We start from the raw sequence: 23,981 nt of genomic DNA on the forward strand, positions 1-23,981 counted from the left end.
ACCAGCCACGCGACGCAACGAAGCGCCGTTAGCCAGAGCGACAAATGCTGATCTGCCATTGCAACATCATCACCGAAAAGGAGATAGAGCAGACGATCGTCGGACTGCTGGATGAGGACCCCTGGCAGCTGATCGTGCCGGCGAAGGTCTATCACGCCATGCACAAGCGCGGTCGCTGTTGCGGCTGCTTCCCAAATGTGGTCGAAACGATCATTCGGGTCACCGAAAATTACCATGCCCGCTCGGCGGCGAGTGGCGTGGACATCGTTTCACACCTGGATCGCGTCAGAGGCCTGCGCGTCCAATACGGGAGCAGAACCCATGAAAGGCGAACAGCAGATCATAGAGCGGCTTAACGAGGCTCTGTTTCTGGAACTTGGGGCGGTCAATCAATACTGGGTGCATTTCCGGCTGCTGGAAGACTGGGGATACGCCAAGCTAGCGAAGAAGGAACGCGCTGAATCGATCGAGGAAATGCACCATGCCGACCGGCTCGTGGCGCGCATCATCTTCCTCGAGGGCCATCCGAACCTGCAGTCCGTGGCGCCGCTGCGCATCGGGCAGAATGTCAAGGAAGTGCTCGAATCCGATCTTGCCGGCGAATACGACGCGCGCACCGCCTACAAGCGTTCGCGCGAGGTTTGTAACGAAGCAGGCGACTACGTGACGATGAAGCTGTTCGAGGAATTGCTGGCTGACGAGGAAGGTCACATCGACTTTCTCGAGACGCAACTCGACCTGCTCGCCTCGATCGGCGAAGAAAAGTACGGTCAACTCAACGCAGCGTCGGCCGACGAGGCGGAATAAGGACATGCCGGAATGCGGCGCCCCCTAGATTTCATGCGCCGCTTGCGGCCGGCCGAGCATTGTGGCCTGCCGCCTCAGAAGAAGCCGCGGTACGGTATCCTTCGCGGCGCCTTTCTTGCCGTGGTGGCGACGCTCACAGCCTCGGCGCTGGCCGGGGCGCCGCAACCGGCGGGGCTTGCCACCAGCCGCACGGATCTGACGCCGAAGGATCTGGCGCGCGTCATCGCCATCACCAGGCCGACCAGCGATTTCTCCAAGCCCGAGCAATTCGAGCTGATGCAGGGCGGCGCCGGCACCTCGAAGAAGGACGTCAACAAGGACGCCTTCTCGCAATCCTCCGCCAACATCAGCTTCGAGGAAGAGGGCACCTTCAAGCTCGGCAACGCCATTTTCCGCAAGAACTGGGTGTCCTCGCCATCCTCGACACAAGCCTCGGATGGGCTCGGTCCGTTGTTCAACGAGCGCGCCTGCCAGAACTGTCATCTGAAGGACGGTCGCGGCCATCCGCCCCAAGGCGACAGCGGCACCACCTCGATGTTCCTGCGCCTGGCAAGGGAAGCCAGTACCGAGGAGGAGAAAGCCGCGCTCGCCGATCACAAGGTGCTCAACTTTCCCGACCCGGTCTATGGCACACAACTTCAGGAGCTAGCCGTTCCCGGCCTGCAGGGCGAAGGCAGGATGCATGTCGATTATCAGGAGCAAAAAGTAAAACTGGCGGACGGCAGCGTCGTGTCGCTGCGTAAGCCGAGCTATTCGGTCGAGGGTCTCGCCTACGGGCCGCTCGATCCGCACACCACGCTGTCGCCGCGCATGACACCGCCGATGATCGGCCTTGGCCTGGTCGAGCAGATCGCTCCCGCCGACATCCTTACGCGTGCCGATGCGGCCGACCGCGATGGTGACGGGATTGCCGGCAGGCCAAACATAATACGCGACGCCAGCAGCGGTGAACTGACGCTCGGCCGTTTCGGCTGGAAGGCGCAGGCGGCATCGATCCGCCAGCAATCGGCGGACGCTTTTGCCGGCGATATTGGCATTTCGACGCCCGAAGTGCCGAAGCACTGGGGCGATTGCAGCGCCGCGGAAAAGACCTGCCTTGGCCTACCTAACGGTGTACAGGAGCGCCTCGGTCCGGTCGAAGCGCCGCCGCCGGTCATGGACCTCGTGACCTTCTATTCGCAAAACCTTGCCGTGCCGGCCCGGCGCGATCTCGACAGACCGGACGTGCTCGCCGGCAAAAAACTATTCTACGATATGGGCTGCATCTCCTGCCATACGCCGAAATTCGTCACCCGTCGCGACACCCCGAACAAGGCGCAGGCCTTCCAGCTGATCTGGCCCTATTCCGATTTCCTGCTGCATGAAATGGGACCCGGTCTTGCCGACGGACAGGCGGTGGGCGAGGCCACGGGAAGCGAATGGCGCACGCCGCCACTGTGGGGCATCGGGCTCACCCAGACCGTCAGCGGCAACACCTTCTTCCTGCATGACGGGCGCGCACGAAGCCTGGCCGAGGCGATTCTGTGGCATGGCGGCGAGGGTCAGAAGGCGCGTGACCGCTTTGCCGCTGCCGATGCGGCCGACCGCGCCGCGCTGATCAAGTTTCTGGAGTCGCTCTGATGCGGAAGCGTCTTGCATTCGCTCTGATGCTGGTCCTCGCCGGTGCGCTGCCGGCATCCGCGACGGTGAAGGCTTCGGATGTGATCCAGCGGGCGATCGACGGCTTCGTCCGCCCGGCCTATGCCAGACTGCATGACCATGCGGACAGCTTGGCCAAGACCATGCACGCGCTTTGCCAAGCGCCCTCGCGAGACAATCTCGATGCGGCACGCGCCGAGTTCGCCGGTGTCGTGGATGCCTGGTCGGTGGTGGAAATCATCCGTTTCGGGCCGATCGCGGAAAACAACCGGCTTGAGCGCATGCTGTTTTGGCCGGACCGCAAGAGCATCGGCCTGAAGCAGGTGCAGGCGGCACTTGCCGGCAAGGATCCGACAGCCGCCGATCCGGCCCAGCTGGCTACAAAGAGCGTCGCCATGCAAGGGCTCGGCGCACTGGAATTCGTCCTCTACGGCGACGGAGCCGGTCAATTGGTCGGCAGGGACGACGCCTATCGCTGCGCCTACGGTGCGGCCATTGCCGGCAATGTCGAGACGATTGCCGGCGAGGTTGGCGATGCCTGGAACGAGCCCAACGGCTTTGCCGCGCTCTGGGCCAATCCGGGTCCGCAGAACGCGCTCTACCACGACGGAACTGAAGCGGTGACCGAACTGGTCGGCGTCTTCATCAACGAGCTGGAAATGGTCCGCGACGTACGCCTGAAAGGCTTCCTGGGCGCCAAGCCGGAGGCCGACAAACCGAAACAGGCGATCTATTGGCGCTCGCAAAACACCGCCCGCTCGCTGACCGGGAATCTGGCGGGCATGGACACGCTGTTCCAGGCCTCGCAGCTTGGCGACGCGCTGCCGGCCGATGCGCGCTGGATGGCAGAATCGGTCCACATCCAGCTCACCAACGGGATCGAGGCGGCCAAGGCGATCAGGGGACCGATCGACAAGGCACTTGCCGATCCGGCGCTGCGCCAGAAGCTCGACTATTTCTCGCTGGTGACATCCAGCCTGACGACCCTGATCGGCACCAGGCTGACCGCCGAATTCGGCCTGACCGCCGGGTTCTCGTCATTGGATGGCGACTGATCATGAGGACGCCGCTGATCGATCGGCGCGATTTCCTGAGGGCCGCAGGCGCTGGTTTCGTAGCGGCGATGGCGCCGTCGGCCTGGGCAAAGACACTCGACGCCGACTCGGTCTTCGCCACCGCTTTCGTCAAGCGCGACGGCAGCTATGGCGCGGCCGTCCTGTCCGAGGCCGGCAAGTTGTTGCACACGATCGATCTGCCCGATCGGGGCCACGACGTTACCTTCGACCCGGTGTCCAATCGTTCGGTGGTGTTTGCCAGGCAGCCGGGCACCTTTGCTGTCGTCTTCGACCATACCGGCCGCTATAAACCGCACACCATTGCCAGCGTTGCCGGCCGGCATTTCTTCGGCCATGGTGTGTTCTCGGCCGATGGCACGCTGCTCTACGCAACCGAGAACGATTTCGACAATGCCGCCGGCGTCGTCGGCGTCTATGACGCGCATGCGAAATTCAAGCGCATCGGCGAGTTCCCGACCTACGGCGTGGGCCCGCACGAACTTCTGCTTCTCTCCGACGGCAGGACAATCGCTGTCGCCAATGGCGGCATCGAAACGCATCCGGATTATGGCCGCGCCGAGCTCAATATCGCAACGATGAAGCCTTCCTATGTTCTGGTCGACCGCCTTACCGGCGATCTCACCGAAAAGCACGAATTACCGCCGGCGCTACACCAACTGTCGATCCGCCATATGGATGCCGACCGCTCCGGCACCGTCTGGTTCGGCTGTCAATACAGGGGGCCCGGTACCGATCGTCCCCCACTGCTCGGCCGCGCGGCGCGCGGCATGGACCTGAAATTACTCGACATGTCGCAGGACGTGCTCTCCGCCTTCAGGAACTATATCGGCTCGGTCGCCGCCAACCCTGCCGCCGGCACCATCGCGGTGTCTTCGCCTGAGGGCAATTCGCTTGCCGTGATCGACGCGGCCAGCGGCCGTATCGTCGCCACCAAGGCGCTGGTCGAGGTTTGCGGCGTTGCAGCCGATGGGGAAAGCTTCATGGCGACGACCGGCGCCGGCGATATCGTCGAGTCCGGTGGCTCGATACATTCCGAGCCTGACTATGTCTGGGACAATCACGTGCTGCGTATCGAGCAGGTCGGCTAGTCCCGATACCTATGTGGCGATTGCGTGCGTTGGAACTTACATTCTTGGACCCGCGCCGAAGCCAAGTCGCCTGACGATTTATCCATTATTCCCTTGCGGGGATCAGCCCTGGCGGGCAGAGGGAAGCTGTTTTCGAAACTGTCTCAACCGGCCGCTTCATGAAATTGCTTGCCATCGACTGTGCCGCCAATCTCTGCGCCGCCTGCGTCTACGACGCGGCGGCCGGGAAAGAACTCGGCCGTTCGGTGCTCGATCTCGGTAAGGGTCATGCCGAGCATCTGATGGGTGTCATCGAAAAGGCGTTGGGGACCAGCAGAACCGACTATTCCGGCCTCGGCGCCATTGCCGTTTCGACGGGTCCGGGCTCCTTCACCGGTCTGCGCGTCGGCGTCTCGGCGGCGCGCGGCCTTGCGCTGGCGCTGAAAATCCCGGCGATCGGCGTGACGACTCTGGAGGCCCTGGCGGCGCAAGCGAGAGCGGCATTTCCCGGTCGCACCGTGCTCGCCGCGCTCGATGCAGGTCGCGAGGAGATCCATGCGGCACTTTACGATGAGAGGTCGGTTCTGATCTTTGGTCCGGCCGTGACCACGCTCTCGCAAGCAGCCGCCATCGCGGTCGACAGATCTGCGGTTCTCGCCGGCACGGCGGCAACCCAAATTGCCGCGGCGGCCGGGCGCAGCTTCGATCTCGGCGGGACGGCGGCCACCGCCGACATCGCCGTCTATGCCCGGCTGGCCGCCGCCCAACGTGCCGGTAAAAAGGGCGAGGGCGAAAAGCCGAAACCGCTCTATCTGCGCGGCGCCGACGCCAAGCCGCAGGCCGGCTTTATTCTATCTAGGCAAAAAAACTGATGCGCATTCCATTCCTCCAGCCGCGTCGCAGGGACTATGCGATCGAGCCGCTGACGGTTGCCGACAGCGCGGCCATGTCGGTGCTGCATCGCGAGGATTTCGCGCGGCCGTGGACCGACGACGAATTCGCCGCGCTGCTCGAGCAGGACACGGTGTTCGGCTATGCCGCGCGCGAGACCGGACAGGGTGCCAAGCCGCCGGTCGGCTTCGTGCTGGCTCGGCTGGCGGCCGGCGAGGGGGAGATCCTGACGGTCGCGGTGGCACGCTCGCATCGGCGCCGGGGGCTCGGCTGGCAATTGATGGATGCGGTGCTGCGTGAACTGCACGCACAGCGCGCCGAGGCACTTTTCCTCGAGGTCGACGAGACCAATGTCGCCGCGATCGCGCTCTACCGGCGGTTCGGCTTCCGCGAGGTCGGCAAGCGCGCCAACTATTACAAGTCGCCGGAGCACGGCCCGACCGGCGCGCTTGTCATGCGCCGCGATCTTCGCTAGCCAAACGCCGGGGTGGTGCGGATGATCGGAAAAATCAGGATTTTCCTGGCCCTGGGGCTGGTTGTCGTCGGCTCATTGGTGCTTGTGCCTTTGCAGATACTGTCGATGAGGACCGGACTCTGGCGCGAGACCTTCATCCTGAAGATCTGGCACAGAATGATCGTCAGGGCGCTGGGGCTGCGCATCCATGTCAAGGGAGCGCTGTCCGGCCAGCGCCCATTGCTGATTGCTGCCAACCACATCTCCTGGACCGACATCATGGTGCTGGGGTCGATGGTCGACGTGACGTTCATCGCCAGGGCCGATATGGCAGGCTGGCCGCTGATCGGCATGCTGTCGAAGCTGCAACGCACCGTCTTCATTGAACGTGAGCGCAAACGCTCGTCGGGCGACCAGGCGAGCGAGATCGCCGGCCGGATGGCCAAGGGCGACGCCATGGTGCTGTTCGCCGAAGGCTCGACCGGCGACGGGAACATGATCCTGCCGTTCAAGAGCACGCTGTTCGGCGCCGCTACAATGGCGATTGCGGAAGGGGCGACCGAACAGGTCTTCATCCAACCGGTGGCGATCGTCTATACGCGCCTGCATGGCGTGCCGCTCGGCCGCCGGCATCGGCCGGTTGCCGCCTGGATCGGCGATGAGGAGCTGATGCCGCACCTCAAGGTGCTGATGGCCGAGGGCGCCCTCGACGTCGAGGTGCATTTTGGCGAGGCGATTGCTTTCTCCAGGGGCTCGAGCCGCAAGGAGACGGCAAAGCAGATGGAACGCCAGGTTCGCGAGATGGTACAAGCGGCGCTCGCCGAACCGCGTCCGAGCCGGTAGGCTGAGCAGGTTCCGGCCAGATTCGTCTGTTTTTTGTCGGGGAAAGGCGCTAGAAGCCGCGAAATGGAATTGAACACGATAGAACGTGACGACATCGGCGCTGCCGCCGAAAACCTGGTCGTTCCGCCTGCCGCGACCAGAAAGGTCTTCGTCAAGACCTATGGCTGCCAGATGAACGTCTACGATTCGCAGCGCATGACCGATGCTCTGGCGGCCGACGGCTATGCCGCGACAGACGCCATCGGCGAGGCCGATCTGGTGCTGCTCAACACCTGTCACATTCGCGAGAAAGCGGCGGAAAAGGTCTATTCCGAACTTGGGCGCATCCGTGAGCTGAAGGCGGAACGTGCCAAGGCCGGGCGCGAAATGCTGGTCGGCGTCGCCGGCTGCGTGGCGCAGGCCGAGGGTGCCGAGATCATCCGCCGCTCGCCGGCTGTCGATCTGGTCATCGGTCCGCAGACCTACCACCGGCTGCCCGGGGTGCTGGCGAGGGCGCGGAGCGGCGAAAAGATCGTCGAGACCGATTATGCCGTCGAAGACAAGTTCGAGCATCTGCCGCAGCCGAAGCGCGCCGAACTGATCAGGCGCGGCGTGACGGCGTTCTTGACCGTTCAGGAAGGCTGCGACAAGTTCTGCACCTTCTGTGTCGTGCCCTATACGCGCGGCTCGGAAGTCTCGCGGCCGGTGGCACAGATCGTCGCCGAAGCCGAGCGCCTGGCGGATGCCGGCGTGCGCGAGGTGACGCTGCTCGGCCAGAATGTCAACGCCTGGCACGGAAGAGGTGAAGACGGCGAGGAATGGGGCCTTGGCCGGCTGCTGTTCAGGCTGGCAGAGATTCCAGGTCTGGCGCGGCTGCGCTACACGACCAGCCATCCGCGCGACATGGACGATGAATTGATCGCCGCCCATCGTGATTTGCCTACGCTGATGCCCTATCTACATTTACCGGTGCAATCCGGCTCCGACCGCATACTCAAGGCGATGAACCGCAGGCATATGGCCAAGGACTATCTGACGTTGATCGACCGCATCCGTGCCGCACGGAACGACATCGCACTGTCCGGCGATTTTATTGTCGGCTTTCCCGGTGAGACGGGAGCGGATTTCGAGGCGACGATGCAGTTGGTCGAAGACGTCAACTATGCCTCGGCCTTCTCGTTCAAATATTCTCCGCGCCCCGGCACGCCGGGCGCGGAGATGGGCGATCACGTGCCGGAGGCCGTCAAGGACGAGCGCCTGCAGCGGCTGCAGGCGCTGCTTCTGAAACAGCAGCAGCATTTCGGCGCAAGCCTGGTCGGCAGGACTATCGACACGCTGATCGAAAAGCCTGGCCGCCAGGCCGGCCAGAAGGTTGGCCGCTCGCCGTGGCTGCAGCCGGTTATTGTTGATGAAAACGCCGGCGAAATCGGTGACATTATCCAGGTACGAATCACGAAGACGGGCTACAACAGCCTGTTCGCCGAATTGGCCTGAAGGCCTCGGCAGATGAGGAGAGACGGTTGAGCGCTGCTGAAGTCAAGAACCTGCCCCAGAATCTACCCTCCGGGGCCTCGGATATCGCGCACATCGTACTGACTTTCGACAATAACAAGCTTGCCAGCGCCCTTTACGGCCAGTTCGACGAGAATCTGGCCAGGCTCGAGCAGAAGCTCGGCGTCGATATCCGCTCGCGTGGCAACCAATTGACCATCAAGGGCTCTTCCTCGGCCGCCGAGCAGGCGCGCCGCGCCTTGGACAATCTTTACGGCATTCTGCAGAAAGGCACCGATATCGGCCAGTCCGATGTCGACGGCGCCGTGCGCATGGCGATCGCCACCGACGACCAGCTGACGCTGCCGACGCTGGAGCGCAAGGGCAAGGTGTCCGCCGCCCAGATATCGACGCGCAAGAAGACCATCTATGCCCGCTCGCTCAACCAGGACGCCTATATGCGCGCGCTGGAGCGGTCGGAACTCGTCTTCGGCATCGGCCCGGCCGGCACCGGAAAGACCTATCTGGCGGTGGCGCATGCGGCAATGCTGCTCGAACGTGGCATGGTCGAACGGATCGTGCTGTCGCGCCCCGCGGTCGAGGCCGGTGAACGGCTTGGCTTTCTGCCGGGTGACATGAAGGAGAAGGTCGATCCCTATCTGCGGCCGCTCTATGACGCGCTCTACGACATGATGCCGGCCGACAAGGTCGAGCGGGCGATTGCTGCTGAGGTCATCGAGATCGCGCCGCTGGCATTCATGCGCGGCCGTACGCTGGCGCACGCTGCCGTCATCCTCGACGAGGCGCAGAACACCACGCCGATGCAGATGAAGATGTTCCTGACCCGGCTCGGCGAGAACTCGCGCATGATCGTCACCGGCGATCCGACCCAGATCGATCTGCCGCCAAACACCAAATCCGGCCTGGTCGAGGCGCTGAGAATCCTCGACGGCGTCACCGGCATGGTGACCGTACGCTTCAATGAAGGCGACGTCGTCAGGCATCCGCTGGTCGCCGAGATCGTCAAGGCCTACGACCGTGACGGCAAGCTGGCCAGGGGTTTGGGTGTCGAAAGCTGATACGATTATGCGGCCGCATGGCTGAGGAGCAAAAGGCGGGGGGACCGCTTCCCGTCGAAATCGATATCGCGATCGAGGCGGGCGACTGGCCCGACGAGGCGGTGCTGATGCGGCTGGTCGACCACGCCGTCTCGGCCGCCTTTGCCGAAACCGGTGCCGACGGCCGTTCCGAGCTCAGCATCGTCTTTTCCGACGATGCCCGTATCCGCACGCTCAATGCCGGCTGGCGCGGCAAGGACAAGCCGACCAACGTCCTGTCTTTTCCAGCTTTTCCGTTTGCCAGGGGAGGGCCTCTGCCGCCGATGCTCGGCGACATCGTGCTGGCCGCCGAGACTGTCGCGCGCGAGGCGGCACTGGAAGACAAGCCCATCGAGGACCATATCTCCCATCTCGTCATCCATGGCCTGCTGCATTTGCTGGGCTATGATCACGAAACGGATGCCGAAGCGGAACTGATGGAAGCGACAGAGCGCGCAGCACTTGCGAGGCTTGCCATTCCCGATCCCTACACGTAATTACAAAAGACCAATTGACCGGACGATGATGAACGACAAACCAGAGACTGCCGCCCGCTCCGACGCCGGCAGTGTGATCAAGCCTTCCGAAACGACGGAAGAGGGCTCGAGTCCGAGTACCACGACCGGCAGCTTCGCCAGCGAGGCATCGCCTGCCGGTCCTTCCCTGTTCGATCGCGTGCTCGGGCTTTTCAGGCACCGCAACGGCACCAGCCTGCGCGAGGAGATTGCCGGTGCGCTTGCCGAAACGGCGAGCGATGCAGAATCCTTCTCGCCCGGCGAACGCGCCATGCTCAACAACATCCTGCGCCTGCGCGAAGTGCGGGTCGAGGACGTCATGGTGCCGCGCGCCGACATCGAGGCGGTCGAGATCACCACGAAGCTCGGCGACCTTCTGGGGTTGTTCGAGCAGTCCGGCCATTCCCGCATGCCGGTCTATTCGGAGACGCTCGACGATCCGCGCGGCATGGTCCATATCCGCGACGTGCTGGCGCATATCACCAAGGTCGCCCGCGTCAGAAAGGGCAGGACGACCAGGAAAACTCCGGTCGCGACGGTTCTCGATCTCGCCCAGGTCGATCTGGCGCGCACCATCGGCGATCTCAGCCTGATCCGACCGGTGCTGTTCGTGCCGCCGTCGATGCTCGCCTCCGACCTGATGGGGCGAATGCAGACGACGCGCACCCAGATGGCGCTGGTCATCGACGAATATGGCGGCACTGACGGTCTCGTCTCGCTCGAGGATATCGTCGAGATGGTGGTCGGCGACATCGAGGACGAGCATGACGAGGACGAGCCGATGATTACCCAGGCCGGCGAAGGCGTCTTCATCGTCGACGGCAAGGCCGAGATCGACGACGTCGCCAAGATGATCGGCGAGGATTTCGCCGCCGGCGAGCACGGCGAATATGTCGACACGATCGGCGGCATGATCTTCAACACGCTTGGCCGGGTGCCGGCGCGCGGCGAAGTGGTGCAGGCCATACCCGGCTTCGAGTTCCATGTGCTCGACGCCGATCCGCGCCGCGTCAAGCGCGTGCGCATCGTCGAGACCCTGAAGGGCGAGCGCCGCCGCCGCGCCGTCCGCACCGAGCAGGCTTAGACGCTGCGTTTCGGCAAGCGGTGGAAACCGTTTAGCGTCTTAGCTGGCCGTTAGAGCCAACCCTGGACCATGGCTTGCAGCGAATGCGGTCCAAAGATCCGACACCGAAAGGGTTCCTTTCCAAGGCCGAGCCAGCGCGAACAGCAGGACTGCACTTGGGACGGAAACCATGAGCATGGCCAGAACGCTATTGAGCAGCGAATGTCGCTTCAAGTGAATTGTGCTCCCGTGACGACCAGCATCATCGCATCGCTGGGCAAGGTCTGCCAAGGTCGAGGCCGAAGTTAATGCTCGGCAGCCCCAGCTGGGCGCCATTTGGAGCCAAGGCCGCGGCCTGATAAATCTTGCTTCCTGATTCGCACGACTCGGAAGCATAGATGGAGCGCCAGGCCGGCCGGATAATTCTGCTTTGGGGCTGGCGGCGCGCGTTGGTGGCGTTTCTTGCCGGCGCGCTGGCGGTTCTTGCCCAGGCGCCTTACGATTTCTTCGCCGTCTGTTTCGTTTCGTTTCCCCTGCTGGTGTGGCTCCTCGACGGCGCGACCGGCGAAGCCTCGGACGGTTTTCTGCGGCGCTTGCGTCCGGCTTTCGCCATCGGCTGGTGGTTCGGTTTCGGCTACTTTCTTGCCGGTCTCTGGTGGGTCGGCTCGGCGCTTCTGGTCGAGGCCGACAGCTTTGCCTGGGCCTTGCCGTTCGCGGTGGTCGGCATCCCCCTCGCGCTCGCCTTCTTCTATGGTTTCGCCGCCGTGGTCGCCCGGCTGTTGTGGAGCAACGACATCGGACGCATCGCCGCGCTCGCCTTCGGCTTTGCGCTGGCGGAATGGCTGCGCGGCTTCCTGTTCACCGGCTTTCCGTGGAATGCCGTCGGCTATGCGGCGATGCCGGTACCTTTGCTGATGCAGAGCGTCTCGGTGACCGGCATGGTCGGCATGGACGCGCTTGCGGTCTTCGTCTTTGCGCTGCCGGCGCTGCTTGCGGCGCGCCGGCATCTCCGCCTCGGCGCGGCATTGCTTGTCGTGCTCGTCGCCGCCCATGCCGGCTTCGGCTATATCCGGCTCGCCGCCCCCGAAAAGCCGGCCGCCCGCAGCCTTGACGTCCGTATCGTGCAGCCTGCCGTCGACCTTACGGAAAAATGGGATACCTCGGTGCGTGACCGCATCTTCGCCACCATGATGGGGCTTTCGGCCAAGGCGCCGGAACCCGGCCATGACAGGCCGCAATTGATCCTGTGGCCGGAGACCTCCGTGCCGTTTCTGTTCACCGAACGTCCGGATGCCCTGCCTGCGATCGGAGAGATGCTCGGCGATGGCCAGATGCTGGTCGCCGGCGTCGTTCGCGAAGAAGGCGGCTCGGCGGCCGGCAGCCGTTACTACAACTCTGTGGTGGCGATCGACGAAAAAGGCGAAATCGTCGATGCCGTCGACAAGGTCCACCTGGTACCCTTCGGCGAATACCTGCCTTTTGCCGATCTGCTCGGCCGCTTCGGGCTTGAGCAGCTTGTTGCCGGTCCAATGACCTTCGCGGCGGGCAATGAGCGGCATCCGATCGCGCTGCCCGGCGGTATCCGGGCGCTGCCGTTTATTTGCTATGAGGTCATCTTTCCCGATCTGGTCGCAGTTGACGCAACGTCAGCCGAGCTTATTGTGAACGTCACCAATGACGCCTGGTTCGGCGACACGCCGGGGCCGTACCAGCACTTCAGGCAGGCGCAGATCCGGGCGGTGGAGAATGGGGTGCCCCTGTTGCGCGCGGCTAATAACGGCATTTCGGCCGTTGTCGACCCGCGCGGTCGCATCGTCGACGCGCTGGCAATCGATGCACGCGGCGCGATCGATGTGCGTGTGCCGATCTCCGACCAAGCCATCGTTTCATCCGGCCAACGACGCATTAACGGAATGCTGATCATGTTTTTGCTTGCCGTTGCGGCATGCATTTTGAACGTAAGGCAAAGGCTACGGGCGAATTGACAGCCGACACATTAGAAACTCATACTGTAAGCGCCTGAAAATTTTCGAAGTCGATAAGGTCGTTCTGTTGGGGCACGGGCCGCGGCGTCGTTTGGGCAGCAAAATAGAAAAAGCCGGAAAAATTCGGCGAGGAAAAAATGACAGAAGAAAACAAGAAAAAGCCGAATCCGATCGACATCCACGTCGGAAGCCGCATCCGGCTTCGCCGCAATATGCTGGGAATGAGCCAGGAAAAACTGGGTGAAAACCTCGGCATAACGTTCCAGCAGATCCAAAAGTACGAAAAGGGCACCAATCGCGTCGGCGCCAGCCGTTTGCAGGCAATCGCCTCCATACTCGGCGTCCCCGTCGCCTTCTTTTTCGAGGATGCGCCCGGTCAGGAGCCCGTGGGCAACCGTGGATTTGCCGAGGATGCTTCGATGACCTCCGCCGTCGAATTCTGCGGCAGCCCGGAAGGCCTCCAGCTGAATCGCGCCTTCGTCAAGATCGCCGATGTGAAAGTGCGCCGCAAGATCATCGAGTTGGTGAAGTCGCTTTCCACCGACGAAGTCGATTGACTGGCCCGTGAAGAGTTCAACAAGGAAGGGCTCGTCCTAGCTGGGCATGCAATTTCTCGCGGCTGCGCGCATTGAGGGATGTTCATTCCGCAGATGCGCTAAAGCGCAGATCGATTTCGCTCGACTCGCTTCCTGGAAGCCGTTTTCCTCAGTCTGTTGCGCAAGGGCTGATCGCAGTGCGCCCTGCCGCCGTCTCGGGATGCAAGGATAATAACGTCAAAATTCATGCCAGAACGGCTGCATGGCTTGACTAGCGACGCCCGGCACCGTTAACAACTGGCGCGCCAAAATCGGCGGCCTGCCGATATTTTTTTCAAGAGGGGACACCCGTGACGCGGCACAATTACTTCTTCACCTCGGAATCCGTTGCCGAGGGCCATCCCGACAAGGTCTGCGACCGCATCTCCGACGAGATTGTCGATCTCGTCTATCGCGAAGCCAGAAAGACCGGCATGGACCCGTGGAAGGTCCGCGTTGCCTGCGAGACGCTTGCGACGACCAATCGCGTTGTCATCGCCGGCGAGGTGCGCGTCCCCGAGACGCTGCTCAAGAAGGACAAGGAGGGCAACGTCCTGAAGGATGCGGCCGGCCATCCGATCGTCAACCCGGCCAAGTTCAAGTCGGTCGCTCGCAAGGCGATCCGCGAAATCGGCTACGAGCAGGCCGGCTTCCACTGGAAGACAGCCAAGATCGAGGTCCTGCTGCACGGCCAGTCGCCGGATATCGGCCAAGGCGTCGACAACGCCTCCGACCGGCAAGGCGAGGAGGGAGCCGGCGACCAGGGCATCATGTTTGGCTATGCCTGCCGCGAAACCCCGGACTTGATGCCGGCGCCGATCTATTACAGCCACAAGATCCTCGAATTGCTGGCGGCTGCGCGCCATGAAGGCAGCGGTGATGCCGGCAGGCTCGGGCCGGATGCCAAGAGCCAGGTCACCGTCCGCTATGTCGACGGCAAAGCGGCGGAAGTGACGCAGATCGTGCTGTCGACCCAGCATCTCGATGAGACGTGGGATTCGAAGAAGGTGCGCAACGTCGTCGAGCCCTATATTCGCGAAGCACTGGGCGACCTGAAGATTGCCGACAATTGCAACTGGTACATCAATCCGACCGGCAAGTTCGTCATCGGCGGGCCTGATGGCGACGCCGGCCTGACCGGCCGCAAGATCATCGTCGACACTTATGGCGGGGCTGCGCCTCATGGCGGCGGCGCTTTTTCTGGCAAGGACACCACCAAGGTCGACCGCTCGGCGGCCTATGCGGCGCGTTATCTCGCCAAGAACGTGGTTGCCGCAAAGCTCGCCGATCGCTGCACCATCCAGCTTTCCTATGCGATCGGTGTCGCCCAGCCGCTGTCGATCTACGTCGACCTGCACGGCACCGGCAAGGTCGACGAGGCAAAACTCGAGCGTGCACTGCGCGCCGTGATGGACCTGTCGCCGTCCGGCATCCGCCGCCACCTCGATCTCAACAAGCCGATCTATGCCAAGACGTCGTCCTACGGCCATTTTGGCCGCAAGGCCGGCCGCGACGGATCCTTCTCCTGGGAGAAGACCGATCTCGCCAAGGCGCTCAAGGACGCTCTCGCCGAACCGGTCGCCGAAGCAGTCGCCGCCTAACCGCGGCGCCTATGGATCCGAAGGACCGGCCAAGCCGTGCGACCGAGGCCTTTTTCGGTCGCCGGCGCGGCAAGGCCATTCGACCACAACAGGCAGCGGCGCTGGAGAGCGGCTTCGCCGCCTACAGGCTCGATCTGACGGTTGAACCGCCGGCCGACTTGCGGAGCCTTTTCGAAGCCGAAGTTTCGGCTGTCCAGCTCGAAATCGGTTTTGGCGGCGGCGAACATCTTCTGCACCGTGCTACGGCCAGCCAGGCGACCGGCTTTATCGGCGTCGAGCCTTTCGTCAACGGCATGGCCAAGATGATGATGGCGGTCCGGGAGCGGCCGCTTGCCAATCTGCGCGTCTACGACGACGACGCCACACGTCTGCTGGACTGGCTGCCGCAGGCTTCGCTTGACGGCATTGACCTTCTCTATCCGGATCCGTGGCCGAAGAAGAAGCACTGGAAGCGGCGCTTCGTCAGCCCGGTCAATCTCAACCGCTTCGCGCGCGTCCTGAAGCACGGCGGAAAGTTCCACTTTGCGTCCGATATCGATAGCTATGTGAACTGGACGCTCCTGCATTGCCGGGCGCACGACGCCTTCACGTGGCAGGCAAGCGAACCAGCCGACTGGCACCGGCCCTATGATGGCTGGCCGGGGACGCGCTATGAGGCCAAGGCCATTCGCGAAGGCCGACGGCCCGCCTATCTCACCTTCGTGCGGAAATAAGCGGGAGATTAGAGCTGAGCACAAGGCGAGCGGGCCGAAGGCTCTCGGCGGCCACCTGGCTCAGAAGCGACGGATCTTGTTGAAGGCTGCCGGCTCCATGCCGAGATTGCGCAGATCATGCGCACGCGGCTTGCGACCGCGTTCCACAGCCCGCGACGCGGCTACGGCGCTGCCGAACACGCTAAAGACATCGCCTATGGCTGAAAAAAATCCACGATTGTTCATGATGGGACCCTTTCGAGCGCAGTGAGCGCTCCAATTGTGCAATGCAACGTAGATAGTCGTGCGTGGCCGGTGCTCAAACGGTGATCACTGCATGGGCGCCATGCATTTGGAGCAGCGCTGCGGACTCGGAGCCTTGCCGTCATGCAGGACGGGCTTGAAACGAGGACCACGATCGTCTATATCAGCTTCAAATTCTTGGTCGGTATGACGAAGAGTGGGTCCACCCGGTCCCGCTCTTTTTTATTACCTGCCGACCGACAGAAATCGAGTGACAGGACCGAATGACAGTGACGGCAAGCGAAGGCGACGACCGCATCATCCGCGAAAGCGGCATCGATGCGCGCATCGCGCTGATCGTTCAGCCGGTACTGCGCGCCATTGGCTTCCGCTTGGTACGTGTGCACCTGTCGGGCCAGAACGGGCTGACGCTGCAGATCATGGCCGAGCGCGAGGACGGCACGATGACGGTCGAGGATTGTGAAGAGGTCAGCCGGGCGGTATCGCCGGCGCTCGATGTCGATGATCCGATCGAGAAGGCTTATCATCTCGAAGTGTCGTCGCCGGGCATCGACCGGCCGCTGGTCCGCAAATCGGACTTTGCAGCCTGGACCGGCCATCTGGTGAAGATGGAAACGTCGGTTCTCGTCGCCGACCGTAAGCGCTTCAAGGGCAAGATCGCCGAAAGCGACGCGGACGGTGTGCTGATCGAGCGTGACAAGGCCGCTTACGGCGAGGAGCCGACGGTACGTGTTCCCTACGATGCGATTGCCGAAGCGCGGCTGATTCTGACCGACGACCTTATCCGCGATGCGCTGTCGAAGGACAATCGGGCGCGCAAGGAAGCCAGGAAACGCCGCGGCGAACCCGAAGACGCACCAGAGGGTGCGGAAGACGAAACCGAACAGGAAATGTGATTGGGCTGCCGGCCGTAAAGGTCGGCAACAAGCTCGGGAGAAAGAAGATGGTTGTAAGCGCCAACAGGCTTGAACTGCTGCAGATCGCCGATGCGGTCGCGCGTGAAAAGTCGATCGACAAGTCGATCGTCATCGCCGCCATGGCCGATGCGATCCAGAAGGCCGCGCGCTCGCGCTACGGCCAGGAAACCAATATCCGCGCCGACATCAATGCCAACACCGGCGAGATGAAGCTGCAGCGGCTGATGGAAGTGGTCGAGAAGGTCGATGACTACGCGACGCAGATTGCCATTTCCTCGGCGCGCGAGCGCAATCCGGACGCCCAGCTCGGCGATTTCATTGCCGAACAGCTACCGCCGATGGATTTTGGCCGCATCGCCGCCCAGTCGGCCAAGCAGGTCATCGTGCAGAAGGTGCGCGAGGCCGAGCGCGACCGGCAATATGACGAATACAAGGACCGTATCGGCGAGATCGTCAACGGTACCGTCAAGCGCGTCGAATACGGCAACGTCATCGTCGATCTCGGCCGCGGCGAAGCGATCATCCGCCGCGACGAGCTGATTCCGCGCGAAAACTACAAGTATGGCGATCGCGTCCGTGCCTATGTCTATGACGTGCGCCGCGAACAGCGCGGCCCGCAGATATTCCTGTCGCGCACCCATCCGCAGTTCATGGCGAAGCTGTTCACCATGGAAGTGCCGGAAATCTACGACGGCATCATCGAGATCAAGTCGGTCGCCCGCGATCCGGGTTCGCGCGCCAAGATCGCTGTCATCTCGCGCGACAGCTCCATCGATCCGGTCGGTGCCTGCGTCGGTATGCGCGGCAGCCGCGTCCAGGCGGTCGTCGGTGAATTGCAGGGCGAGAAGATCGACATCATTCCTTGGTCGCCTTCGGCGGCGTCCTTCATTGTCAATGCATTGCAGCCGGCGGAAGTCGCCAAGGTCGTGCTCGACGAGGATGCCGAGCGCATCGAGGTCGTCGTTCCCGACGATCAGCTGTCGCTGGCCATCGGCCGCCGCGGCCAGAACGTCCGTCTTGCCTCGCAGCTCACCGGCTGGGATATCGACATCCTGACCGAGCAGGAAGAGAGCGAACGCCGCCAGAAGGAATTCGTCGAACGGTCGTCGCTGTTCATGGAAGCCCTCGACGTCGACGAGATGGTCGGCCAGGTGCTCGCTTCCGAAGGCTTCACCAGCGTCGAAGAGGTCGCGTATGTCGACTCCGGCGAAATCGCGTCGATCGACGGCTTCGACGAGGACACGGCTTCGGAAATCCAGACCCGCGCCCGCGAATATCTGGAGAAGATCGAAGCCGAGCATGACGAGAAGCGCAAGGCGCTCGGCGTCAAGGACGAGCTGCGCGAGATTCCCGGCATCACCACCGCCATGATGGTGACGCTCGGCGAGGACGGCGTGAAGACGATCGAGGATTTCGCCGGCTACGCCGCCGACGACCTGACCGGTTGGAAGGAACGCAAGGACGGCGAGACGAAGGTATTCCCGGGTGTGCTCGCCAACCACGGCGTATCACGCGCCGATGCCGAGCAGATGGTCCTGGCGGCTCGCCTGAAGGCTGGCTGGATCACCGAAGACGAGCTTGCCGCCGAGGGCGTGCCGGCTGACGAAACCGTCGGTGCGTGAGGTGAAACCGCATCGCACCGAACCCGCCCTTGGACGAGATGAACGATCGCACCTGCATCGTCACCCGCAGGCAAGCCGAACCGGATGAACTGATCCGTTTCGTCGTCGGCCCGGATTCGGCCGTCGTTCCGGACATCAAGAGAAACCTGCCCGGCCGCGGTTGCTGGGTGACGGCCGACCGCCTACATATAGAAAAGGCAGCGGCCAAAAACCTGTTTGCCCGTGCTTTTAAGGCGCAGGTGAGCGTGCCGGCCGATCTTGGCGGCATGGTCGACGCGCTGCTTTCCAGGTCCGCTCTGGGCATGCTTGGCCTGGCCCGCAAGGCGGGCGCCATAGCGCTCGGAGCGACCAAGGTCGAGAGCGCCGTGCGCGGCGGACTTGCACTTTTCGTGCTCCACGCGACCGAGGCTTCCGACGATGGCGTCCGCAAGATAAGCCAGGCGCGACGGGCAACCGTCCACCTTGGCGGGCCTGCGATCCGCGCTTACAAACTTTTCTCCGAGGCCGAGTTGAGCTTGGCATTGGGGGGTACAAATGTGATACATGCTGCCGTTCTCGCGGGAGACGCGGGCAGGGCGGTCCAGAAGCGCATGGTTGCGCTCGACCGATATCGGGGCGGTTCCCCGGACGATCTGGCAATGCTTGCGGCCGTTGCTGACGAAGATGATGCCGCAGAGGATATGGAATGAGCGATACGAAATCGGGCGACGACAAGACGCTGAGTGTTACGCCGAAGAAGACCTTGACGCTGAAGCGCCCCGGTATGGAACAGGGCACGGTGCGCCAGAACTTCTCGCACGGCCGCACCAAGTCGGTGGTCGTCGAGACCAAGAAGCGCAAGTTCTCGCTGCCCGGCGACAAGCCGGAGCCGGCGGCAGCGCCTGTTTCCGTCTTCACGCCGAAGCCGGTCGCGGCAGCGCCTGCCGTGCAGGAAGCTCCCAAGGCGCCTCCCCCTCCGCCGCCGGTCGAACGCGGCGGCATGGTGCTGAACGAGTTGTCGCGCCAGGAAATGGAAGCGCGCCGCCGGGCTCTCGAGGGCTCGAAGGTCCGCGATGTCGAGGATCGCCAGCGCGCCATCGAGGAAGCCAAGCGCCGCAGCGAGGACGAAGAGCGCCGCCGCCGCGAGCGCGAGGAATCGGCTCGCCGTCAGGCCGAGGAAGAGGCACGGCTGCAAGCCGAGGCCGAATCCCGCCGCCGTGCCGAGGAAGAGGCGCGCCGCCGTGCGCCGCTCGCCGCCGAACTGGCAACAGTCGATGACGAGGAAGAGGTCAAACCGAAGCGGACCGGTGCCGGCGCACCAGTGCGCCGTCTGGTCACGCCGGAAGTGGCGCGTCCGGCCAAACCGACCAAGGGCGAGGAAGACCGCCGCCGCGGCAAGCTGACGCTGAATTCGGCGCTTTCCGACGAGGATGCGCGCGCCCGCTCGCTCTCGTCGATGCGCCGCCGTCAGGAGAAATTCAAGCGCGCGTTGCATAACGAGCCACGCGAGAAAGTCATGCGTGAAGTGATCCTGCCCGAAACCATCACCATCCAGGAGCTGGCGCAGCGCATGTCCGAGCGCGCTGTCGACGTGGTCAAGTTCTTCATGAAGCAGGGCCAGATCCTGAAGCCTGGTGACGTCATCGACGCCGACACGGCCGAACTCGTCGCCACCGAATTTGGCCACACGGTCCGCCGCGTCGCCGAGTCCGACATCGAAGAGGGCTTGTTCAACATCGCCGATCGTCCCGAGGACCTGCGGCCGCGTCCGCCGGTGGTAACGATCATGGGCCATGTCGATCACGGCAAGACCTCGTTGCTCGATGCCATCCGCAATGCCAACGTCGTCTCCGGCGAGGCCGGCGGCATTACCCAGCATATCGGCGCCTATCAGGTCGAGAAGAACGGTCACAAGGTTACCTTCATCGACACGCCCGGCCACGCCGCCTTCACGGCGATGCGTGCCCGCGGTGCCCAGGCGACCGATATCGCCATCCTCGTGGTGGCAGCCGACGACAGCGTCATGCCGCAGACGATCGAATCGATCAATCACGCCAAGGCGGCCGGCGTTCCGATCATTGTGGCGATCAACAAGATCGACAAGCATGACGCCGACCCGCAGAAGGTGCGTTCGGAACTGCTGCGCCACGAGGTGTTCGTCGAATCCATGGGCGGCGAGGTGCTGGATGTCGAGGTGTCGGCGACCAAGGGCATCAATCTCGACAAGTTGCTCGAAGCGATCCTGCTGCAGGCCGAAATCCTCGACCTGAAGGCCAATCCGGACCGCACCGCCGAAGGCGTGGTCATCGAAGCCCAGCTCGACAAGGGCCGCGGCCCAGTCGCTACCGTGCTGGTGCAGACCGGCACGTTGATGCCGGGCGACATTCTCGTCGCCGGCAACGAATGGGGCCGGGTACGCGCGCTCGTCAATGATCGCGGCGAGCAGGTCAAGGAAGCGCCGCCGGCAATGCCGGTGGAGGTGCTCGGCCTGCAAGGCACGCCGCAGGCCGGCGACCGCTTCGCCGTGGTCAACAACGAAGCCCGCGCCCGCGAGATCACCGAATATCGCCAGCGTCTGGCGCGTGAGAAGGCGGTGGCCAGGCATGCCGGCCAGCGCGGCTCGCTTGAACAGATGATGTCGCAGTTGCAGACCAGCGGATTGAAGGAATTCCCGCTGGTCATCAAGGGCGACGTGCAGGGCTCGATCGAGGCGATCAACGCCGCGCTCGACAATCTCGGCACCGACGAGGTGCGCGCCCGCATCGTCCATGCGGGGGCTGGCGGCATTACCGAAAGCGACGTGTCGCTGGCGGAAACTTCGGGGGCTGCGATCATCGGCTTCAACGTTCGCGCCAATGCGCAGGCCCGCGCAGCCGCGGCTGCGGCAGGCATCGAGATCCGCTACTATTCGATCATCTACAATCTGGTCGATGATGTGAAAGCGGCGCTCTCCGGCCTGCTCTCGCCGGAGCGTCGCGAGACCTTCATCGGCAATGCCGAGATCCTCGAGATCTTCGACATCACCAAGGTCGGCAAGATCGCCGGCTGCCGTGTCACCGAAGGCAAGGTCGAGCGTGGTGCGGGCGTGCGCCTGATCCGCGACAACGTCGTCATCCACGAAGGCACGCTGAAGACCCTGAAGCGCTTCAAGGACGAGGTTTCGGAAGTTCCGGGCGGCCAGGAATGCGGCATGGCCTTCCAGAACTACGAGGACATGCGCGTCGGTGACGTCATCGAGTGCTTCCGCGTCGAGATGGTGACCAGGACACTATAAAGCGCTTGGCACCGATATGGGCCAGGACGTTCCAAATTTGGAAGGTATGTTCCCTCTATGGGAGTATACCTTCCAGACAAATGATACGCAGCTTAAACGTGCTGCGCGTTCGTTTTCCGATCTGAGGTATGGTCGATCCAGGCGTTGGATTCTTACAGGGCTTGCTTGGCTGATTTTGATAGCCGCAATTCTTTTGATTATCTGGACATCTGCGTTGGCCGTCGCTCTGCTGGAGTACCTTGCAAAGGGCGTGGTTTCCAGTGAGACAATTTACGCTCTGGCCCCCAATTGCTATGGGGACAATATATATAATAATAGCTCGTAGTTTTTTGGTTCCTTTAAAAAGGAAGGCAGGTAATAAGAAGCTTGGCAATATCGCTGAATCAGTTAAGATTTTCGACGGGTATATTATCCAGTTTTTGGACGAGAGCTCGATAAAGAATCGAAAGATAGAACGGATGCATCTCAGCCACGATTATTTATTCTTCGTTATTGACGACGGCACCCGTTTCGTTTTTGTCCCGAGAGATGTCGTTACCGCCGATGCGCTTGCGAAAATAAAAATCTGGGTAGCTGACGCTCGGTCATAGAATGAGGACCAATTAACGCAGGTTCCCAAGGGTAGCCAAGCCAGTTCAACAGCGCTAAGTGGGCGGCTTGAGGCGGTTCGAACCCGCGCGAAGGAAGAATTTTCATGCCTAGACCATCAACGGCTGGCCCATCCCAGCGCATGCTGCGCGTCGGCGAGCAGGTGCGCCATGCGCTGTCCGAGACCTTGCAGCGCGGCGAGATCCTCGATCCGCTGATCGAGAACACGGTGGTTTCGGTCTCGGAAGTGCGCATGTCGCCCGATCTCAAGATCGCCACCGCCTTCGTTTCGCCGCTCGGCGCCAAGGATGCCGGGGCGGTGATCGAGGCGCTCAACAAGCATGCGAAGTTCGTGCGCGGCCGCGTCTCCGGCGCGCTGCGGCAGATGAAGTACATGCCGGAATTCCGCTTCCGGCTCGACACCAGCTACGACAATTTCCAGAAGATCAACGAATTGCTGCACTCGCCCGAAGTGGCGCGCGATCTCAGCGCCGACGACAAAGACAAAGACGACCGGAAGGACAGCGAATAGTGGCGCGTCGCGGTAAGAAGAAGGGCCGCCCGATCTCGGGCTGGCTGGTACTGGACAAGCCGGTCGGCATGGGCTCGACTGAAGCCGTCTCCAAGATCAAATGGCTGTTCCAGGCGGAAAAGGCCGGCCATGCCGGCACGCTCGACCCGCTGGCGTCCGGCATGCTGCCGATCGCGCTCGGCGAAGCGACCAAGACCGTGCCATACGTCCAGGACGGCGCCAAGGTCTACCGCTTCACGGTTGCCTGGGGCGAGGAGCGTTCGACCGACGACCTCGAAGGCCCGGCGACCAAAAGCTCGGACCGCCGTCCGGCGGAAGCCGACGTACGGGCGCTGCTTTCGAAATATACCGGCGTCATCATGCAGACGCCGCCGCAATTTTCGGCGATCAAGATCGCCGGCGAGCGCGCCTACGACCTTGCCCGCGATGGCGAGACGATCGACATTCCGGCACGCGAGGTCGAGATCGGCCGGCTCGATCTGGTCGAGCACATGGCCGATCGCACCATCTTCGAGGTCGAATGCGGCAAGGGCACCTATGTCCGCTCGCTGGCGCGCGACATGGGGCGCGACCTTGGCTGCTTTGGTCACATCGCCGAGCTGCGGCGGGTCGAGGTCGAGCCGTTCACGCAGGAAGATTTCGTCACCTTGGCCGAGTTGGAGGCCGCCCGCTTCGGCGAGCAGGGCGAGCCGCAAGCAGCAGACGCGCCGATCGACTTCGGTACCATCGATGCACTTCTGGTCGACACCGCCGCGGCGCTCGAATGCTTGCCGCAGGTTGCGATCAGCGATGATGCGGCAACCAAAATCCGCCTCGGCAATCCGGTCATCATTCGCGGCCGTGACGCGCCGGTTGAAGCTGAGGAGGCCTGCGCCACCGCGCGCGGCAAGCTGGTCGCCATCGGCGCCATCGAGCAAGGCATGTTCAAGCCAAAGCGGGTCTTTGTCGGGTAACAGCTGTCGCCCGGCGCATGATCTCCAAACCGGATTCTATTTTGGGAAAGGATCATGCGCTAAATCAACAGGCCTACG

Annotated in this window: 23 protein-coding genes; 22 read left to right on the plus strand and 1 reads right to left on the minus strand. The window is 62.8% G+C overall.

Annotated elements, in window-relative coordinates; all coding sequences use genetic code 11:
* Window positions 1-44: 44 nt before the first annotated feature.
* The 16 genes from NKH60_RS03870 (at window position 45) to trmB (ending at window position 15,795) form a co-directional block, all read left to right on the plus strand.
* On the plus strand, window positions 45-356 hold the full coding sequence (locus NKH60_RS03870) for a (2Fe-2S)-binding protein (protein ID WP_023676882.1): 312 nt from the start codon (window positions 45-47) through the stop codon (window positions 354-356).
* Window positions 322-807: a bacterioferritin gene (gene bfr / locus NKH60_RS03875; protein ID WP_023676883.1), complete on the plus strand. Its 486-nt coding sequence runs from the start codon at window positions 322-324 to the stop codon at window positions 805-807. The genes NKH60_RS03870 and bfr overlap by 35 nt, the downstream gene beginning before the upstream one ends.
* A gap of 12 nt (window positions 808-819) precedes the next feature.
* Window positions 820-2,427, plus strand: a complete 1,608-nt coding sequence (locus tag NKH60_RS03880) for a di-heme oxidoreductase family protein (protein ID WP_352613874.1) — start codon at window positions 820-822, stop codon at window positions 2,425-2,427.
* Window positions 2,427-3,500, plus strand: coding sequence for an imelysin family protein (locus NKH60_RS03885; protein ID WP_352613875.1), 1,074 nt, complete (start codon window positions 2,427-2,429; stop codon window positions 3,498-3,500). The genes NKH60_RS03880 and NKH60_RS03885 overlap by 1 nt, the downstream gene beginning before the upstream one ends.
* A 2-nt stretch (window positions 3,501-3,502) precedes the next feature.
* Window positions 3,503-4,609 (plus strand): DUF1513 domain-containing protein, encoded by a 1,107-nt coding sequence (locus NKH60_RS03890; RefSeq protein ID WP_352613876.1) that lies wholly within the window; start codon window positions 3,503-3,505, stop codon window positions 4,607-4,609.
* 158 nt (window positions 4,610-4,767) lie between these two features.
* The gene (tsaB, locus tag NKH60_RS03895; RefSeq protein ID WP_352613877.1) at window positions 4,768-5,460 is read left to right on the plus strand and encodes a tRNA (adenosine(37)-N6)-threonylcarbamoyltransferase complex dimerization subunit type 1 TsaB; all 693 of its coding nucleotides are present in this window, start codon (window positions 4,768-4,770) and stop codon (window positions 5,458-5,460) included.
* Window positions 5,460-5,954, plus strand: a complete 495-nt coding sequence (gene rimI / locus NKH60_RS03900) for a ribosomal protein S18-alanine N-acetyltransferase (protein ID WP_352470057.1) — start codon at window positions 5,460-5,462, stop codon at window positions 5,952-5,954. The genes tsaB and rimI overlap by 1 nt, the downstream gene beginning before the upstream one ends.
* Window positions 5,955-5,975: 21 nt before the next feature.
* Window positions 5,976-6,776, plus strand: coding sequence for a lyso-ornithine lipid O-acyltransferase (gene olsA, locus NKH60_RS03905; RefSeq protein WP_352613878.1), 801 nt, complete (start codon window positions 5,976-5,978; stop codon window positions 6,774-6,776).
* A 63-nt stretch (window positions 6,777-6,839) separates the two neighbouring features.
* Window positions 6,840-8,249, plus strand: a complete 1,410-nt coding sequence (gene miaB / locus NKH60_RS03910) for a tRNA (N6-isopentenyl adenosine(37)-C2)-methylthiotransferase MiaB (protein WP_352613879.1) — start codon at window positions 6,840-6,842, stop codon at window positions 8,247-8,249.
* 26 nt (window positions 8,250-8,275) lie between these two features.
* Window positions 8,276-9,325, plus strand: a complete 1,050-nt coding sequence (locus NKH60_RS03915) for a PhoH family protein (RefSeq protein ID WP_352541253.1) — start codon at window positions 8,276-8,278, stop codon at window positions 9,323-9,325.
* A 17-nt stretch (window positions 9,326-9,342) separates the two neighbouring features.
* The gene (gene ybeY / locus NKH60_RS03920) at window positions 9,343-9,840 is read left to right on the plus strand and encodes an rRNA maturation RNase YbeY (protein ID WP_352541254.1); all 498 of its coding nucleotides are present in this window, start codon (window positions 9,343-9,345) and stop codon (window positions 9,838-9,840) included.
* A 28-nt stretch (window positions 9,841-9,868) separates the two neighbouring features.
* Window positions 9,869-10,942, plus strand: a complete 1,074-nt coding sequence (locus tag NKH60_RS03925) for a hemolysin family protein (protein ID WP_352613880.1) — start codon at window positions 9,869-9,871, stop codon at window positions 10,940-10,942.
* 377 nt (window positions 10,943-11,319) lie between these two features.
* Window positions 11,320-12,906 carry an apolipoprotein N-acyltransferase gene (lnt, locus tag NKH60_RS03930; RefSeq protein ID WP_352470063.1) on the plus strand — a complete coding sequence of 529 codons (1,587 nt, stop codon included), beginning with the start codon at window positions 11,320-11,322 and terminating at the stop codon, window positions 12,904-12,906.
* A gap of 137 nt (window positions 12,907-13,043) precedes the next feature.
* Window positions 13,044-13,463, plus strand: coding sequence for a helix-turn-helix domain-containing protein (locus tag NKH60_RS03935; protein WP_023676895.1), 420 nt, complete (start codon window positions 13,044-13,046; stop codon window positions 13,461-13,463).
* Window positions 13,464-13,792: 329 nt separating this feature from the next.
* On the plus strand, window positions 13,793-15,082 hold the full coding sequence (gene metK / locus NKH60_RS03940; protein WP_023676896.1) for a methionine adenosyltransferase: 1,290 nt from the start codon (window positions 13,793-13,795) through the stop codon (window positions 15,080-15,082).
* An 11-nt stretch (window positions 15,083-15,093) separates the two neighbouring features.
* Window positions 15,094-15,795 carry a tRNA (guanine(46)-N(7))-methyltransferase TrmB gene (gene trmB / locus NKH60_RS03945; RefSeq protein ID WP_352613881.1) on the plus strand — a complete coding sequence of 234 codons (702 nt, stop codon included), beginning with the start codon at window positions 15,094-15,096 and terminating at the stop codon, window positions 15,793-15,795.
* Window positions 15,796-15,855: 60 nt separating this feature from the next.
* Here trmB and NKH60_RS03950 read toward each other — a convergent pair whose 3' ends face one another.
* On the minus strand, window positions 15,856-16,020 hold the full coding sequence (locus NKH60_RS03950; protein WP_352470065.1) for a hypothetical protein: 165 nt from the start codon (window positions 16,018-16,020) through the stop codon (window positions 15,856-15,858).
* Between the two features lie 281 nt (window positions 16,021-16,301).
* Between NKH60_RS03950 and rimP the strand changes: the two genes are divergently transcribed.
* From rimP to truB, 6 genes are all read left to right on the plus strand, one after another.
* Window positions 16,302-16,934, plus strand: coding sequence for a ribosome maturation factor RimP (gene rimP, locus NKH60_RS03955; protein WP_023676900.1), 633 nt, complete (start codon window positions 16,302-16,304; stop codon window positions 16,932-16,934).
* Between the two features lie 47 nt (window positions 16,935-16,981).
* Window positions 16,982-18,577, plus strand: a complete 1,596-nt coding sequence (gene nusA / locus NKH60_RS03960; RefSeq protein WP_023676901.1) for a transcription termination factor NusA — start codon at window positions 16,982-16,984, stop codon at window positions 18,575-18,577.
* 38 nt (window positions 18,578-18,615) lie between these two features.
* Entirely contained in the window at window positions 18,616-19,266 is a 651-nt protein-coding gene (locus NKH60_RS03965) for an RNA-binding protein (protein ID WP_352455116.1), read from the plus strand.
* Complete coding sequence (gene infB / locus NKH60_RS03970) at window positions 19,263-21,830, plus strand: translation initiation factor IF-2 (protein WP_352613882.1); 2,568 nt, start codon at window positions 19,263-19,265, stop codon at window positions 21,828-21,830. Before NKH60_RS03965 ends, infB begins: the two co-directional genes overlap by 4 nt.
* Window positions 21,831-22,524: 694 nt before the next feature.
* A complete protein-coding gene (gene rbfA / locus NKH60_RS03975; RefSeq protein ID WP_352613883.1) occupies window positions 22,525-22,950 on the plus strand; it encodes a 30S ribosome-binding factor RbfA in 426 nt (141 codons plus the stop codon).
* Window positions 22,950-23,903 (plus strand): tRNA pseudouridine(55) synthase TruB, encoded by a 954-nt coding sequence (gene truB, locus NKH60_RS03980; protein WP_352613884.1) that lies wholly within the window; start codon window positions 22,950-22,952, stop codon window positions 23,901-23,903. Before rbfA ends, truB begins: the two co-directional genes overlap by 1 nt.
* The last annotated feature ends 78 nt before the right edge of the window (window positions 23,904-23,981 follow it).

Origin of the sequence: Mesorhizobium sp. M1006 (assembly GCF_040318825.1) — a bacterium.
GTDB lineage: Bacteria > Pseudomonadota > Alphaproteobacteria > Rhizobiales > Rhizobiaceae > Mesorhizobium.

Excerpts from the sequence above, each read along its gene's own strand:
- NKH60_RS03870 (WP_023676882.1), top strand. The coding sequence starts at position 45 with ATGCTGATCTGCCATTGCAACATCATCACCGAAAAGGAGATAGAGCAG.
- bfr (WP_023676883.1), top strand. The coding sequence starts at position 322 with ATGAAAGGCGAACAGCAGATCATAGAGCGGCTTAACGAGGCTCTGTTT.
- NKH60_RS03880 (WP_352613874.1), top strand. The coding sequence starts at position 820 with ATGCGGCGCCCCCTAGATTTCATGCGCCGCTTGCGGCCGGCCGAGCAT.
- NKH60_RS03885 (WP_352613875.1), top strand. The coding sequence starts at position 2,427 with ATGCGGAAGCGTCTTGCATTCGCTCTGATGCTGGTCCTCGCCGGTGCG.
- NKH60_RS03890 (WP_352613876.1), top strand. The coding sequence starts at position 3,503 with ATGAGGACGCCGCTGATCGATCGGCGCGATTTCCTGAGGGCCGCAGGC.
- tsaB (WP_352613877.1), top strand. The coding sequence starts at position 4,768 with ATGAAATTGCTTGCCATCGACTGTGCCGCCAATCTCTGCGCCGCCTGC.
- rimI (WP_352470057.1), top strand. The coding sequence starts at position 5,460 with ATGCGCATTCCATTCCTCCAGCCGCGTCGCAGGGACTATGCGATCGAG.
- olsA (WP_352613878.1), top strand. The coding sequence starts at position 5,976 with ATGATCGGAAAAATCAGGATTTTCCTGGCCCTGGGGCTGGTTGTCGTC.
- miaB (WP_352613879.1), top strand. The coding sequence starts at position 6,840 with ATGGAATTGAACACGATAGAACGTGACGACATCGGCGCTGCCGCCGAA.
- ybeY (WP_352541254.1), top strand. The coding sequence starts at position 9,343 with ATGGCTGAGGAGCAAAAGGCGGGGGGACCGCTTCCCGTCGAAATCGAT.
- NKH60_RS03925 (WP_352613880.1), top strand. The coding sequence starts at position 9,869 with ATGAACGACAAACCAGAGACTGCCGCCCGCTCCGACGCCGGCAGTGTG.
- lnt (WP_352470063.1), top strand. The coding sequence starts at position 11,320 with ATGGAGCGCCAGGCCGGCCGGATAATTCTGCTTTGGGGCTGGCGGCGC.
- NKH60_RS03935 (WP_023676895.1), top strand. The coding sequence starts at position 13,044 with ATGACAGAAGAAAACAAGAAAAAGCCGAATCCGATCGACATCCACGTC.
- trmB (WP_352613881.1), top strand. The coding sequence starts at position 15,094 with ATGGATCCGAAGGACCGGCCAAGCCGTGCGACCGAGGCCTTTTTCGGT.
- NKH60_RS03950 (WP_352470065.1), bottom strand. The coding sequence starts at position 16,020 with ATGAACAATCGTGGATTTTTTTCAGCCATAGGCGATGTCTTTAGCGTG.
- rimP (WP_023676900.1), top strand. The coding sequence starts at position 16,302 with ATGACAGTGACGGCAAGCGAAGGCGACGACCGCATCATCCGCGAAAGC.
- nusA (WP_023676901.1), top strand. The coding sequence starts at position 16,982 with ATGGTTGTAAGCGCCAACAGGCTTGAACTGCTGCAGATCGCCGATGCG.
- NKH60_RS03965 (WP_352455116.1), top strand. The coding sequence starts at position 18,616 with ATGAACGATCGCACCTGCATCGTCACCCGCAGGCAAGCCGAACCGGAT.
- infB (WP_352613882.1), top strand. The coding sequence starts at position 19,263 with ATGAGCGATACGAAATCGGGCGACGACAAGACGCTGAGTGTTACGCCG.
- rbfA (WP_352613883.1), top strand. The coding sequence starts at position 22,525 with ATGCCTAGACCATCAACGGCTGGCCCATCCCAGCGCATGCTGCGCGTC.